At 40.6% G+C, this 15,078-nt stretch carries 11 protein-coding genes; 7 read left to right on the forward strand and 4 right to left on the reverse strand.

All coding sequences use genetic code 11. From position 1 onward, the window contains the following. The first annotated feature begins 254 nt into the window (after positions 1–254). Together GYX25_RS07325 and GYX25_RS07330 are read left to right on the forward strand one after the other, a co-directional pair. Positions 255–2,042 carry an SLC13 family permease gene (locus GYX25_RS07325; RefSeq protein WP_174787157.1) on the forward strand — a complete coding sequence of 596 codons (1,788 nt, stop codon included), beginning with the start codon at positions 255–257 and terminating at the stop codon, positions 2,040–2,042. A gap of 43 nt (positions 2,043–2,085) precedes the next feature. Further along, positions 2,086–2,388 (forward strand): hypothetical protein, encoded by a 303-nt coding sequence (locus GYX25_RS07330; RefSeq protein WP_174787082.1) that lies wholly within the window; start codon positions 2,086–2,088, stop codon positions 2,386–2,388. A gap of 2,499 nt (positions 2,389–4,887) precedes the next feature. On the opposite strand, the gene GYX25_RS07335 is transcribed toward GYX25_RS07330, so the two are convergent. Both GYX25_RS07335 and GYX25_RS07340 read right to left on the reverse strand, forming a co-directional pair. Further along, positions 4,888–6,573, reverse strand: a complete 1,686-nt coding sequence (locus tag GYX25_RS07335) for a hypothetical protein (RefSeq protein ID WP_174787083.1) — start codon at positions 6,571–6,573, stop codon at positions 4,888–4,890. An 844-nt stretch (positions 6,574–7,417) separates the two neighbouring features. Next, positions 7,418–9,073 (reverse strand): hypothetical protein, encoded by a 1,656-nt coding sequence (locus GYX25_RS07340; RefSeq protein WP_174787084.1) that lies wholly within the window; start codon positions 9,071–9,073, stop codon positions 7,418–7,420. Between the two features lie 570 nt (positions 9,074–9,643). Here GYX25_RS07340 and fmt point away from each other — a divergent pair. The 5 genes from fmt (at position 9,644) to GYX25_RS07365 (ending at position 13,458) form a co-directional block, all read left to right on the forward strand. After that, entirely contained in the window at positions 9,644–10,621 is a 978-nt protein-coding gene (fmt, locus tag GYX25_RS07345; protein WP_238786058.1) for a methionyl-tRNA formyltransferase, read from the forward strand. 175 nt (positions 10,622–10,796) lie between these two features. Next, positions 10,797–11,585, forward strand: coding sequence for an enoyl-ACP reductase FabI (gene fabI / locus GYX25_RS07350; RefSeq protein ID WP_091347759.1), 789 nt, complete (start codon positions 10,797–10,799; stop codon positions 11,583–11,585). A 204-nt stretch (positions 11,586–11,789) separates the two neighbouring features. After that, the gene (slyD, locus tag GYX25_RS07355; protein ID WP_091347762.1) at positions 11,790–12,362 is read left to right on the forward strand and encodes a peptidylprolyl isomerase; all 573 of its coding nucleotides are present in this window, start codon (positions 11,790–11,792) and stop codon (positions 12,360–12,362) included. 166 nt (positions 12,363–12,528) lie between these two features. After that, positions 12,529–13,200 carry a RadC family protein gene (radC, locus tag GYX25_RS07360; RefSeq protein ID WP_174787085.1) on the forward strand — a complete coding sequence of 224 codons (672 nt, stop codon included), beginning with the start codon at positions 12,529–12,531 and terminating at the stop codon, positions 13,198–13,200. Between the two features lie 54 nt (positions 13,201–13,254). Further along, complete coding sequence (locus tag GYX25_RS07365; protein ID WP_091347767.1) at positions 13,255–13,458, forward strand: SlyX family protein; 204 nt, start codon at positions 13,255–13,257, stop codon at positions 13,456–13,458. 213 nt (positions 13,459–13,671) lie between these two features. Here the strand turns inward: GYX25_RS07365 and rplQ are convergent, their stop codons facing one another. Then, a complete protein-coding gene (gene rplQ, locus GYX25_RS07370; protein WP_065558593.1) occupies positions 13,672–14,058 on the reverse strand; it encodes a 50S ribosomal protein L17 in 387 nt (128 codons plus the stop codon). A 29-nt stretch (positions 14,059–14,087) separates the two neighbouring features. Further along, entirely contained in the window at positions 14,088–15,077 is a 990-nt protein-coding gene (locus GYX25_RS07375) for a DNA-directed RNA polymerase subunit alpha (protein ID WP_091347769.1), read from the reverse strand. Between the last annotated feature and the right edge of the window lies 1 nt (position 15,078).

Here is a 15,078-nt window from a genome sequence, read left to right on the forward strand (position 1 = left end):
AAACAGCAAAAAATGTTAAAAATGTCATAATAGAACAAATTTTGTCATATAAACTTGATGCAAAAATATTCCCTATTGCAATAAATCAATGTATTATGTGCAAAATATAATCGACATTTATAGAGCTACTTTTTGTGGAACATTTGTCACCTGTGCATAATTTAGTATCATCAATTACACAATTCTTACCGAATAACATTATTGAATACTATCCGCTGATTACCGTCTGTTTATTATTATTAATAGCTATTTTAATGTTTTCATTCAGCAAATTAAGAATGGACATTATCGCCCTACTCACCATCACGGCAATCACCATCACAGGCGTATTAACCCCTACCGAAGCACTATCAGGATTTAGCGATCCCAACATCATTTTAATTGCGCTACTCTTTGTTATTGGCGAAAGCCTTGTCAGAACCGGCATATCATACAAAATGAGCGAATACATATTAAAAATAGCGGGCAAAAACGACATACGCATCATCACCTGCATCATGCTAGGCGCCGCCTTATTGGGTTCAATAATGAGCTCAACGGGCGTTGTTGCCATCTTTATTCCTGTTGCCATTAGCATTGCAAATCATACAGGTATTCATGTCAAAAAATTAATGATGCCACTATGCATAGCAGCACTCATTAGCGGCATGATGACATTAGTCGCAACGGCGCCAAACCTAGTTGTTAATAGTGAGTTAAACCGCTCGGCATTAACTGAATTCAGCTTCTTCTCGATTACGCCAATTGGCATTGGTGTTCTAATTGTTGGTGTGACTTATTGCCTACTAACACGCAATTGGCTACTCACTGCCGAACAAATCACCCCAAACAACACCCAACCGCAAAGACGCAAAATTACCGACCTTATTCGCGACTACAAATTAATTGGCCGTGCTCATCGAGCACAAATACTAGCAGGCTCGCCTTTTGTTGGACGCACTATCGATGGCTTACATTTACGTAGCAAGCATGGCGTAAATGTTATTGGTATTGAACGTTGGCGTAAATTTCACAAAGTATTAATTCCCGTTAATGGTTGCACCGAATTTCGTGAAAATGACATATTACTACTAGACATGTCGCACTCCGAAGCCGATTACCGTACTTTTTTAACCACCAATAACCTTGAACCCAAAATATTGCGTGGTGAGTATTTTTCGGAACAAGTAAAACAAGTCGGCATGGCCGAAGTTGCTCTACTACCAGAATCAACACTGTGTGGCAAAACACTCAACGAAATCGATTTCAGAGGGAAATACTTCCTAACAGTCATCGGCATATGGCGTAATCACGCTCCGGTTGAAACCAACAACCTATTCCAAGAACGTTTAGAAATGAGTGACACATTATTAGTCTGTGGTGATTGGGGATCGATTCAAAAATTACAAACTCGCACCAATGATTTTGTTGTATTAGACTACCCAGCAGACATTGACGACATAGCGCCAGCAAGCAGCCAAGCGCCGGCCGCATTAATCAACTTAGCTATTATGATAACCTTAATGGTTACCGGCATTGTACCCAACGTAGTTGCGGCCTTAATTGCCTGCTTACTTATGGGCGCCACGCGTTGTATTGACATGACTAACGCTTATAAATCAATACACTGGCCAACCTTAATTTTAATTATTGGCATGATGCCTTTTGCACTCGCTCTCAATAAAACGGGTGGAATTTCGCTCATATCCGCTTGGCTTGAAGTTCACCTATCCTCGTTCGGCCCCTATATGGTGCTAACATTTATTTTCTTATTATGTTCAACAATTGGATTATTTATATCCAATACCGCAACCGCTATTTTAATTGCGCCAATCGCCATTGATTTAGCACTAAAATTTGGTTACTCGCCCTACCCATTTGCCATGACGGTTGCCATTGCCACCTCCGCCTCATTTATTACCCCTGTATCATCACCAATAAAAACCATGGTAGTTGCACCGGGTGGGTATAGTTTTGGGGATTTTGTTAAAATTGGCGTGCCGTTAACGTTTTTGGTTATGGCGGTGGATATTGCTTTAGTGCCGGTGTTTTTCCCGTTTTAAAGCCTAGCTATGATAATGATTGAAAAATAAAAGAATTTAAAAAATGATGAATTTTTTACAACCTATTATGGGACTTGCAGTTTTTGCTGCATTAATTATTGGACTGTTGACTTTCGTAGGCTTATTTATTCGATTGTTATGTAACGTAATTATAAAGCAAGTACAATTAGATAGAATAAGTGATGAAATATTGATACAACACTATAATATGTTTAAAAAATACAAAGATAGTGTTTTTTTGGCATTTTTATGCTACGGCATTCTTTATCTGTATGGTATGAAATTAAATCAAAAAGCTTTTGATGTTTATCAACAATGTATGATTAAACGTAGTCTACCTTTGTAATTTTCACTCACCAATTTAAACTATAATGATGGCAATATCGCTGTTGTGATTAATTTGTCAACGATAGTTTGGTTCAGGACAAAATATCCTTGTTTGGCGTGCTGACCTTGCGCGGTTGTCGGCACATTCTGATGTTTTTGTGAGGCGGTTTTTGTTAAAAAAACAGCCAGAAAAAACTTTAATAAAATCAATAACTTTTCTGACTGATTTTTGGGCGGAAAATCAGGCCTTTTTTGTTTTGGTGAATAGAATAAATTGAGTGCAGTGGTTTCGGACGTTTTGGCCTTGGGTGGACAAAATAGCTACAGTGACCACGTCCGAGCTAAGGGAATTAGAGCGAATTCCCTTAGCAATCCCGCGCTTTGGCTGCAGAATGTGGCCTACGGCTGCCCTCCGCCGTCGCTCGGTCTTGACGCACCGGCTATGATTCGCTCCCGGCGAAGCATAGCCTCGCCAAACATCCCTGTTTGGCGTGCTAACCTCGCTCTGTTGTCGGCACATTCTGACGCCGGAATAGGACAAATAACATAACCATCTTTTTTGGGATGGGTTATTGTGTTTTTATAAGGCGGTTTTTGTTAAAAAATAGCCAGAAAACTTTAATAAAATCAACACCTTTTCTAACCGATTTTTGGGCGGAAAATCAGGCCTTTTTTGGGTTGGTGAATAGGATGGATTGGGTGCAGTGGTTTCGGACGTTTTGACCTTTAGCGAACAAAATAGTTACAGTGACCACGTCCGAGTCAGGGAATTAAAGCGAATTCCCTGACAACCCACGCTTTGGCTGCAGAATGTGGCCTACGGCTGCCCTCCGCCGTCGCTCGGTCTTGACGCACCGGCTATGATTCGCTCCCGGCGAAGCATAGCCTCGCCAAACATCCCTGTTTGGCGTGCTAACCTCGCTCTGTTGTCGGCACATTCTGACGCCGGAATAAGACAAATAACATAGCCATCGTTTTTGGGAAAGATTGTTGTGTTTTTATAATTATATCATTGATTTTATTTTGATTAAACGCCTACACGGCGTTAAGGGGCGACGTTACAAAGTTACGCAAGAATTATATTTTCTAAACCGCCTATACGGCGTTAAGGTTTTGGTGACATCGAGCCGTCGGATGATTGATTTTCTAAACCGCCTATACGGCGTTAAGGTAGAACTCAAGATTTGATAAATCTTGCTGTATAAAGATAAACAACAATTTCATCTTTGAAAACCCTTTTTTTGAGCTGTTTTTTAATGTATTGATTTTATTTAATTTTAAATTGTCGTTAAAAAAAGGGTTTGGAGCGGTTAACTTGCTGTTATTGGGGCGCTATTTGTGGTTTTGTTGATTTGTTGTATGTCGGCGCTTTGCTTAGGTTGTGTAAGTGATTGATTTATCTTAAAAACAGCAAAATAAAAACTTCAATAAAATCAATACCTTTCCTGACCACTTTTTGGATGTAATTGCATTGCTTTTTTACACAAAAACAACTCACAAAAAACACCTAAGATTATGTTGTCTGTCTTGTTCCGGCGTCAGAATGTGCCGACAACAGAGCGAGGTTAGCACGCCAAACAAGGATGTTTGGCGAGTTTGTGATGCGCTTGGAGCGCGTCCACAAACGGTGCGTTAAGACCGAGCGGCGGCGTCGGACAAATTTGTCTGGAACAAATTTGAACATCTGAGCACAGCGAAGATGGCCTCGTAGAGGCGAGTATCAGGATGATACGAGTAGTGCCGCAGGCCACATTCTGTAGCCAAAGCGTGGGATTGCAAAGGGAATTCGCTTTAATTCCCTTTGCTCGGACGTGGTCACTGTGGCTATTTTATTCACCAAAGGTCAAAACGTCCGAAACCTGCGCACTTAATTTATTCTATTCACCAAAACAAAAAAGGCTTGATTTTCCGCTAAAAATCGGTCAGGAAAAGTATTGATTTTATTAAAGTTTTTCCAACTGTTTTTTAACAAAAACTGCCTTATAAAAACACAATAACCCATCCCAAAAACGATGGTTATGTTGTTTGTCCTATTCCGGCGTCAGAATGTGCCGACAACAGAGTGAGGTTAGCACGCAAAACAGGGATGTTTGGCGAGTTTGTGGTGCGCCGGGAGCGCGTCCACAAACGGTGCGTTAAGACCGAGCGGCGGCGTCGGGCAGCCGCAGGCCACATTCTGCAGCCAAAGCGTGGGTTGTCAGGGAATTCGCTTTAATTCCCTGACTCGGACGTGGTCACTGTGGCTATTTTGTTTACCCAAGGTCAAAACGTCCGAAACCTTGCCGTACTATAAATAGACCACAAATTTAAACCGCCACAGCATTATCCACTAGGATTGCCATCGACACTTTCAGCGTCGCCGGCGGCGGGGGGCGGCGCGATTGTGGCTTCGCCGCAACAGCGCAACCCTAAGGGAATATGCCCCAACTTGCGCGGGGGCGTTATTCTTTGTTAGATTGTCCTCTCAGGCACCATAACCGCCCCCGCGGCCCAAGGATTAAGGAATAAGAAATAAAAGCTAAGGTACGGTGCAAACAGCAGAAGCGCTAGGGAAAACGAAGTGGCTGTGCACGGCGCCGTTGTGCGAGGTGACAGTGACGCTATAGATACCATCTGTTATGTTGCTTGTAAAGTAGAGGGGGCGGACGAAGCCCGCGTCAGCGTAGTGGAGCATGTTGCCCCACTCCGTGAAAAAACCTGCACCTATGCGACGCACGTAATGCCTACCACCATTGGTTAAATAGCTGACCGGTGACAAATGATAACCCAAACCACGACACCAAGCGAAGTGGTTAGACCGGCTATCCCCAGTAACACCCCGATTGACGAACCACTTTTTTATCACAAATCCATAACGAACCTCATTACCTCTACCATCCCTACCGACCAACTCAAATGTCTGTGGCAAAGAGGGCACATCTAGCGGACTAGGATTACTTGAATTTTTCTGAGTATCATCAGCCCTAGGACCGCTTAACTTAACTCGTGCGACAACTTTTCCCCTATCAACACTAGGAATCCAACTATCACTAGGTGTAACACTTGTCACCGTAGCCGTTATTCCACCACGAGTAACTGGAGACCATGTCAACTGACCTGCATCCACCCCACCTATGAGCAAATCAAAATACAACCCATTAGCACCCGTTGTAGGAAAATTTCGGTCGTAAGAGGATGAATCAGTTGACTGAGTTAAAAAACCCTTTGTAGGAGACCATATGTTAGCTGGGTCTGCGTACTTGGAATCGTCAAGGGCACTATTACCCCAAGGATCCAAAACATTATTACCAGTACCACCGAAGTACAAATTCGGCCTTGCGTACTGCACAAAATAACAACCGGATGATGAGTCTGGGCTGATGTAATACGTCACTTGCTGACTACTAAAAAGACTACTATTAGGCACACCATACGGTGTAGTTAAACTACTATGTGTAACATCTAATGTCACTCTATAAGGAGAGTCGCAAGCACTTAATATATCACTACGACTTACGCTACGACCATTTTTGTCAGAGAAACCAACCGATATTATCCCTGTTGCTGTTACACCATTTGTACCCTGACCATCCCCATCATCATCCCCCCAATTGCCCAATGCTACTAAGTCACTTAAATTTCGTGAAATATATCCCGGCGGCACCAACATTCCTATATCACCTAATGTACTCCCTGCCGGTAATATTATCGGATTTGTCGCACTTGATGTATTTGTTGATGGTGTAATCCTTGTACCATCCGGCAACGTTATAGCAACGAAGTCATCCCTTGAAGTTACCCTCGTTCGACCTCCGTCAAACGTAAAATAGGGTGCACTTCCGTGAATAGTATTGGTTGTATTTGCCGTTAACGCCTCTGTACCCTGCGTATATGACAACAACAATACCACGAAGAACAACGCCGATTTAGAGAATCTAAATAATCTAAGTAAACTGAGTAAACCTGATAAGCCTGATAAGCCTGATAAGCTTGGTAAGCTTGGTAAACTTGGTAAACTTGGTAAACTTGGTAAACCTGAAAATTTAAATAGAAGAGGTAAACGCCTTGACCTCGGCGATAACCCTGCCGATAACGTCTCCGATTTCGCTACGCGAAATGACCTCGGTGATGAAAATAAGAACTGTGTCTGATTTCGACTACGGTGAAAATTAAAAAGTTTTAGGGCGTAGGTTTGGCAGGCCAGATGCCAGATGCCAGATGCCATAAATGGTAACGCATTTCGATCATCCTGTCAAGTAATTTTTTGTTTTATTTCGATTTTTTATAACTGAATGCTCTAATAATGAGCACTCCCTTGCTTTGTAAGCGATTAAATTATAACCGCTTGAACAATAATGCGCTACCTTTTTTGTTAAAAATTTGTAAAGTTTTGTTAAAGGATGAGTCAGCTTATGTGTGTGTGCTTTGGGGGAAGGGGTTGGGTGGTGGTTTTTGGCTAAAAACCAACAAATAAAAACTTCAATAAAATCAATACATTTTCTGACCGATTTTTACTATGTTATTTTTATAGATTGCCGTGGTTTTTTTTTAACTTTGTTTTGAGGGCCAAGTCAGTTGGTGTTTTTTGATATAACTAAAATCAAAAACCATTCGCACCCCAGTCGGGAAGTTGCAACCTAAGACGCGTATGTCGCTGATTTAGCCATATCCCCCTAACTTTCTTCCTTTTTATTAGCAAGCTTGCATGACAATTTTAGGTTGAAAGTCTTGGGTGATGAATAAGTGCTGTGCTAGTAGTGCTAATTTTACTGTTAGGCATATTATGCCAAGTTTTAATTGATTCCATTCGTTAAATTAACACCACTATTTCAAAGTACACAACAAACACTTATCCACCAACTGCTTGGTTATTCTTATTTATTTCCCCCTGCCCCCACGCCAGCCACGCTTTTAGTGTGGGTGGTGGGGGCGCCGATTGTGGCTTCGCCGCAACAGCGCAACTCTAAGGGAAAATGCCCCAACTTACGGGGGGCTTTATTCTTTTTTATATTGTCCTCTCAGGCACCATCCCCCCCGCGGCCCAAGGATTAAGGACTAAGAAATAAAAGCTAAGGTGTGGTGCAAACAGCATAGAAGTTGGTTCTAACACTGGAGCCGAAGACCATGCCGTAGGACGATAAGATATAGAAGCCATTGCTACCTTTGACGTCGCTTGACCAGAAGTAGGTGATGAAGAAGCCCGCATCAGCGTAAGAGGACACTAAGCCCCACTCCGTTAAAAATCCTGCACCTATCTGACGCATGTAATAATTACCTGATGAACTAGGTGCTGCGCCAGAAATAGGAGGATTACTTGTTTTGACTGCATTGGTTAAATCCTTAACCTGTGGCAAACGATAACCCAAACTATTACACCATGCTGTTTGATCTGAAACGGTACCACCTTTATTACCCCGATTGACGAACCACTGCCTCAACACAAATCCATAACGAATCTCATTACCACTACTACTATCCCTTCCGACCAACTCAAAGGTCTGTGGCAAAGATGGACGTGCTAATGAACCTGGACTACTTGAACTTATTTGAGCACTATCAACTTTAGGACCATGCAACGTTACCCGTGTTACATTCTTGGATTTATCAGTAATCCATTGATCGGCTTGGACAGTATTTCCCAAAGGGTCTGTGAATGTCCCTGTTAGCGGCCTTGTCCAACTCACCGTTGCACCTAGACTGCCACTTGTGTTAACTGTCCAATTCAACTGACTTGCGTCAATACCTTCTATATCCAAATCAAAATACAATCCATCAGCACCCGTTGTAGGAAAATTTCGATCGTAAGATGATGGATTTGTAGACTGAACTAAAAAGCCCTTAGTAGAACTCCATATGTTAGATGGACCAGCATAGACGCCTATGCCATAGTTTAGATTCGGCCTGACCGATTGCACAAAGTAACAACCACCAGAAGAATCCGGCTTGATGTAATACTCTACACTGCCTCCAATAAATGTACTAATATTTGGTACACCATACTGTGTAGTTAAACTACCCCCTGTACTACTTAAGGTTATCTTATAAGGGGCACTACATTTACTTAATGTATCACCACGACTAACCGTAGTGCCATCTTTATCCTTTATTGCTAACGATATACTCCCTGATGCTGTTACTCCACCTGCTCCCTGTCCATCTCCATCATCATCTCCCCACTTCCCTTGTGTTATTAGACTATTTAAACTAATAGATGTTGTTCCCGACGGCAATACCGTATGAATATCATTAAATGTATAATTACCACTAGGTAACCTTATCGGATTTGTAGCACTCGATGTGTTAGTTGAAGGCGTGATAACTCTACCATCCGGCAACTCTATTGACAAAAAGCTGTCTGTATCCGTTGCCTTTGTCTGCCCACCATCAAACGTTAAATACGGTGCACTACCTTCTATTTCCTTTGATGTATTTGCCGTCAATGCCATAGAACACTGCGCATACGACAATAAGAGTAGCAACACAAAAAACAACGGCAATTTAGGTAATCTAAATAATTTAAGTAAGTCTGGTAATTTAGATAGAAAAGATAAGTGTCTCGGCCTTGGCGATAACCCTGCCGATAAACACGGCGACTTCACTAAGTGCAATGATTTTGATAATTTAGGTGATAAAAATAAGAACTGAGTCTGATTTAGACTACAGCAAAAATGAAAAAGATTTAGGGCGTAGGTTTGGCAGGCCAGATGCCAGATGCCAGATGCCATACATGGTAACGCATTTCGATCATCCTGTCAAGTAAATTTTTGTTTTATTTGAATTTTTATAACTAATTGCTCAACTAATGAGCTTCCCCCTTTGCTTTGAAAGCGTTTAAATTATAACCGTTTGATTGATGGTGCGCTACTTTTTTATTAAATATTTGTAAAATTTTGTTAGATGTATAAGGTTAAGCTTTTGTCGGTGTTTTTTGGCTAAAAAACACCAAACAAAAACTTCAATAAAATCAATACCTTTTCTGACCGATTTTTGAGTGGTAATTGCGTTGTTTTTTAACAAAAAAACAACGCACAAAAACACCCCAAGGTTATGTTGTTTGCCTTGATCCGGCATCAGAATATGCCGACAGCAAAGTGAGTTTGGCCATTGGCCACATTTGCAACCCAAGCATGGGCGTTAGGATGTTCGTTTTAATTCCCTGATTCGGTCAGGCCTTTGTCGCCACTTTGATCACTTAATAATAAACCTCCGAAATCACTCCCCCTAAACTAAACCATCCCCTTTTGCTTAAAGATTCTTAATTAAGTTTCGGGTATAATTAGTGTTATTTTTCGATTATGGATACAATACTTATGCCTAATGCCGCTAAACCATTAAATATTATTTTTGCCGGTACCCCCGATTTTGCCGCCACTCATTTAAAGGCGCTTGTTGGTTCTGAACATAATGTGATTGCCGTTTTTACCCAACCCGATCGTCCAGCGGGGCGTGGCAATAAGCTGACGGCTAGCCCTGTTAAGCAACTCGCGATGGAATATAATCTGCCCGTTTATCAACCTGTAACCCTTAAAAAAGAAGAAAATCAAAAAATCATTGCTGATCTCAATGCCGATATTATGATTGTGGTTGCTTATGGGTTGATTTTGCCACAAGCAGTATTGGATATGCCTAGATTAGGCTGTCTAAATGTGCACGGTTCGTTATTACCCCGTTGGCGTGGTGCGGCACCAATTCAGCGTGCATGTTGGGCAGGCGATGAGCAAACTGGTATTACCATTATGCAGATGGATGCAGGGCTTGATACGGGTGATATGTTATATAAGCTGAACTGTCCAATCGAGCAAACCGATACCAGTGCATCACTATACGATAAACTGGCACAATTAGGGCCGCAAGCGTTGCTCGATACGTTGGCGCTCATTACTGAACAAAAAATCCAACCCGAAAAGCAAGATCCGTCACAAGCAACTTATGCCGAAAAATTATCAAAGCAAGAAGCTAAACTCGATTGGAATTTGCCTGCCGAGCAACTTGAGCGTTGCGTTCGGGCTTTTAACCCATGGCCTGTTAGTTTTTTTGATGTTAACGGTGAATCGGTTAAGGTGTGGCAAGCTCATGTTGTGAAAATGGACTCAAAACAGCCGGCGGGGACGATTTTGCAAGCCAATAAAAATGGTATTTGTATTGCCACTAGCCAACATGCTTTGAATATGACGCTTTTACAACCTGCAGGGAAAAAGCCGATGTCGGCACAAGATTTGTTAAACTCACGTCAATCTTGGTTTTCTGTTGGCGAAAAACTTAATACCGATTAGCCACAGCAATCTAACGGTGATGGTTGGTTATTAAGGTTGTAAACCATCGTTGATCACTTTGTTTTTAATTGAAAGCAATTTGCTAAAAATGAATTTATTGTGGCGAAGTTGACTTGATCAACATATAATCGTCACCATCCTAGACTATATAGTGAAAACATTAGAGGAATAATTTATGGGATTTTTAACAGGTAAACGTATACTCGTTACTGGTGTTGCAAGTAACCGTTCAATTGCTTACGGTATTGCACAAGCAATGCATCGTGAAGGTGCTGAACTTGCTTTTACTTACCAAAACGATAAATTAAAAGGTCGTGTTGAGGAGTTTGCCGCTGATTTTGGTTCAAAAATCGTGCTACCTTGTGATGTCGCGCACGATGAAAGCATTACTGAACTATTTACTGAACTTGCAAAAACATGGGATAAATTCGATGGTTTTGTTCATGCTATCGCTTTCGCGCCAGGTGATCAATTAGATGGCGATTATGTTAATGCCGTTACCCGTGAAGGTTTTGCTATTGCTCACGATATTAGCTCTTATAGTTTTGTGGCTATGGCTAAAGCATGTCGTTCAATGCTAAATCCAAATTCAGCGTTAGTAACACTTTCTTACCTTGGTGCTGAACGTGCAATCCCTAATTATAATGTGATGGGTCTTGCTAAAGCATCATTAGAAGCCAATGTGCGCTATATGGCAAATGCAATGGGGCCTGAGGGTGTTCGTGTTAATGGTATTTCTGCTGGTCCAATCCGTACGCTTGCAGCATCTGGCATTAAGGACTTTAAAAAGATGCTATCTCACTGCGAATCAGTCACGCCAATTCGTCGTACTGTGACAACCGAAGATGTGGGTAATTCAGCGGCATTTTTATGTTCTAATTTAGCTTCAGGTATTACTGGTGAAGTCATTCATGTCGACGGTGGGTTTAGCATTGCGGCAATGAATGAGTTAGAACTTAAATAAGATTAATTTTTTAAAACGCAAAAAAAGGCATCAACCATTATTTTGATGCCTTTTTTTAATGATAGTAAATAACCAATTATTATCTTACTGCGTTATGTTATTCTTTTGTTAGTTTTGGGCAAAATAAAAAATTTAGAATACATAACTTCTTTTTTCCGCTAAAATCTGAAGTAATTTGCTCAATACAAGTCTGTTGGAGAAAAAATGAAAATAGCAAAAAATAAAGTAGTCAGTTTAGCATACCAAGTGCGCACTAAAGATGGTGTGTTAGTTGATGAAGCTACAGCTGCTGCACCGCTTGAATATTTACAAGGTGCCGGTAATTTATTACAAGATTTAGAAAAAGCATTAGAAGGCCATCAAGTTGGCGATAAATTTGATGTCGAAATCATTAACGCTTATGGCGATTTTAATGATGCACTGGTCCAAAATGTTCCACGCGATGTGTTTGTTGGTGTTGATGAGCTAGAAGTCGGTATGCGATTTTTTGCTGATACCGATCAGGGCTCTTTACCCGTTGAAATCACCGCTATTGATGGCGATACGGTGACGGTTGACGGTAACCATATGTTAGCAGGACAAGATTTGCAGTTTAATGTTGAAGTTCTGGCTATTCGTGATGCAACCGAAGAAGAAATCGCACATGGTCATATTCATGGTGCTCACGGTCACGATCATGGACACGGTGGTTGCGGTTGTGGCGGTCATGATCACGATGATGATGATGAAGATCACGGTTGTTGTGGCGGTGGCCATGGTGGATGTGGCTGTCACTAGTTTTTATCACTTATTGATATTAAAAAGCGCTATACAGCGCTTTTTCTTTTTGTGCAAAACTGGTTAGTTTTTTGTGAAATAAGTCGTAATATTTTCTTTGTTGAGTTTATAAATTAGCCAATCTATTAATAATTTACTTTTAGTCATTAAATAAAATGAAAGTACAATGTCCTTAGAACATGCCCAATTAATGCCGCGTGAAAAGCTGTTGAAGTTTGGTGTCGAAACATTAAGTGATGCTGAACTGTTGGCTTTATTTTTACGGACAGGCACTCATAATTCGCCTGTTTTGGAATTATCACAAAATCTATTAAATGATTTTGGCTCTTTGTATAATTTAATTAATGCAAGTCATCGTGATTTTTGCCAAAAACATGGCTTAGGCACGGCTAAATATACGCAGCTAAAAGCAGTTGTTGAACTCTCATCCCGTTATTTGAAAGTGAAAATGACGCACGAAAATTCACTTTCTTCACCATCTGTCACACACCACTATTTAGCAAGTCGATTAGCCAATAAAGATCGTGAAATTTTTATGGTGATTTTTTTAGATAATCAACATCATGTCATTTCGTCAGAAGAGATGTTTGTCGGTACCTATAATTGTGTAGAAGTACACCCACGCGAAGTAGCAAGGCGAGCATTACAACATAATGCAGCCGCATTAATTTTAGCCCATAATCATCCCTCAGGTATGGCGGAGCCCAGTCAAGCAGATCGTCATCTTACTCAAAAAATAGAAGAAGTTTGTGAATTAATTGATGTTCGAGTTATAGATCATATCGTTATTGGTAAGGGCGAATATGTCTCTTTTGCTGAACGCGGATGGATTTCGTAGCTATTTTTACTTACAATGTAACTTGATCGACTAACTTATATATGAATCTATGCTATGAACAAACAATTAGAATTACTTGAAACCAAAGTCGCTTTTCAAGAAGTCACTATTGAAGAACTTAATCAGATGGTTACCAATCTTCAAGCTGATGTGAGTAAATTAAAAGAACAATTGGTTTTATTGTCCCAAAAGCTACAAGCAACTCAACCATCAAATATTGCTAATTTATCTGAAGAAACACCACCGCCTCATTATTAATAACATTTGAATCGTCCATCATCACTGCTATTTAATAATTTGACTATCCAATAGATAATCGTGCCGTGGTATTGCCATTGATAATAGCAAGTGGATGGATTGATAGCCTATCTTATGTAAGCTTATCAATTAGTCGATCAAGGTATAATAAATATAAATTTAGAAAATAAAAAAACCGGCACAAAGCCGGTTTTAGTACACAATGATTTAAAACTATTCAGCTGTTGCTTCTGCTTCTACTGCAGGACGATCAACTAATTCGATATAAGCCATTGGAGCATTATCTCCATCACGGAAACCACATTTTAAAATACGTACATAACCACCAGGACGGGTAGCAAAACGTGGACCTAAATCTGAAAATAATTTTTTAACTGTATCTTTATCACGGATACGAGCAAAAGCCAGACGGCGATTAGCTACGCTATCGCTTTTGGCTAGCGTAATTAACGGTTCAACAACACGACGCAACTCTTTTGCTTTAGGCAATGTAGTTTTGATGATTTCATGTTCAACAAGTGAACTAGTCATGTTACGAAACATTGCTTGACGATGGCTGCTATTTCGGTTCAGTTGACGACCACTTTTACGATGGCGCATAACTTTATCCTTCTTATATAAATTTTATCTTAGTCTTCAACAATACTTGCTGGTGGCCAGTTCTCAAGACGCATGCCTAAAGATAAACCACGAGATGCGAGTACGTCCTTAATTTCAGTAAGTGATTTCTTACCAAGATTAGGGGTTTTAAGTAACTCAACTTCAGTACGTTGTACTAAATCACCAATATAATGAACTGCTTCTGCTTTTAAGCAATTAGCAGACCGAACAGTTAATTCCAAATCATCTACTGGACGTAATAGAATTGGATCAAATTCCGGTTTATCTTCTTTAACTTCTGGTTGACGTACATCTCGTAAATCAACGAAAGCTTCAAGTTGTTCAGCCAAAATAGTCGATGCACGACGAATAGATTCTTCTGGATCGATAGTTCCATTGGTTTCCATATCAATAACCAGTTTATCTAAATCCGTACGTTGTTCCACACGAGCAGCATCAACAGAATATGCAATGCGCTCTACAGGACTATAACATGCATCAACTAACAGACGACCAATTGGTCGATCTTCATCTTCTGACTTAACGCGAGCAGAAGCAGGGACATAACCACGTCCTCGTTGTACACGAATACGCATACTAATTGAAGCATTGGCATCAGTAAGATGACAAATTACTAAATCAGGATTAACAATTTCAACATCACCATCATGAGTGATATCTGATGCGGTTACTGCACCAATACCTGATTTATTTAAAGTCAGCATAACATCATCTTTAGTATGTACACGCACTGCTAATTTTTTCAAATTAAGCAGGATATCAAGTACATCTTCTTGAACGCCTTCTTTAGTACTGTACTCATGCAGAACACCGTCAATTTCAACTTCGGTTACTGCATATCCCGGCATAGATGATAATAAAATGCGGCGTAGTGCATTACCTAAAGTATGGCCAAAACCACGCTCAAGCGGCTCTAAAGTCACTTTGGCATGTGTCTGACTGTATTGAACAACATCAACTAGGTGAGGTTTTAAAAACTCTGTTACAGAACCCTGCATT

The sequence above is a fragment of the Gilliamella sp. ESL0254 genome (genome assembly GCF_013344985.1).
Taxonomy (GTDB): domain Bacteria; phylum Pseudomonadota; class Gammaproteobacteria; order Enterobacterales; family Orbaceae; genus Gilliamella; species Gilliamella bombicola.

Excerpts from the sequence above, each read along its gene's own strand:
- GYX25_RS07325 (WP_174787157.1), top strand. The coding sequence starts at position 255 with ATGTTTTCATTCAGCAAATTAAGAATGGACATTATCGCCCTACTCACC.
- GYX25_RS07330 (WP_174787082.1), top strand. The coding sequence starts at position 2,086 with ATGATGAATTTTTTACAACCTATTATGGGACTTGCAGTTTTTGCTGCA.
- GYX25_RS07335 (WP_174787083.1), bottom strand. The coding sequence starts at position 6,573 with ATGGCATCTGGCATCTGGCATCTGGCCTGCCAAACCTACGCCCTAAAA.
- GYX25_RS07340 (WP_174787084.1), bottom strand. The coding sequence starts at position 9,073 with ATGGCATCTGGCATCTGGCATCTGGCCTGCCAAACCTACGCCCTAAAT.
- fmt (WP_238786058.1), top strand. The coding sequence starts at position 9,644 with ATGGATACAATACTTATGCCTAATGCCGCTAAACCATTAAATATTATT.
- fabI (WP_091347759.1), top strand. The coding sequence starts at position 10,797 with ATGGGATTTTTAACAGGTAAACGTATACTCGTTACTGGTGTTGCAAGT.
- slyD (WP_091347762.1), top strand. The coding sequence starts at position 11,790 with ATGAAAATAGCAAAAAATAAAGTAGTCAGTTTAGCATACCAAGTGCGC.
- radC (WP_174787085.1), top strand. The coding sequence starts at position 12,529 with ATGTCCTTAGAACATGCCCAATTAATGCCGCGTGAAAAGCTGTTGAAG.
- GYX25_RS07365 (WP_091347767.1), top strand. The coding sequence starts at position 13,255 with ATGAACAAACAATTAGAATTACTTGAAACCAAAGTCGCTTTTCAAGAA.
- rplQ (WP_065558593.1), bottom strand. The coding sequence starts at position 14,058 with ATGCGCCATCGTAAAAGTGGTCGTCAACTGAACCGAAATAGCAGCCAT.
- GYX25_RS07375 (WP_091347769.1), bottom strand. The coding sequence starts at position 15,077 with ATGCAGGGTTCTGTAACAGAGTTTTTAAAACCTCACCTAGTTGATGTT.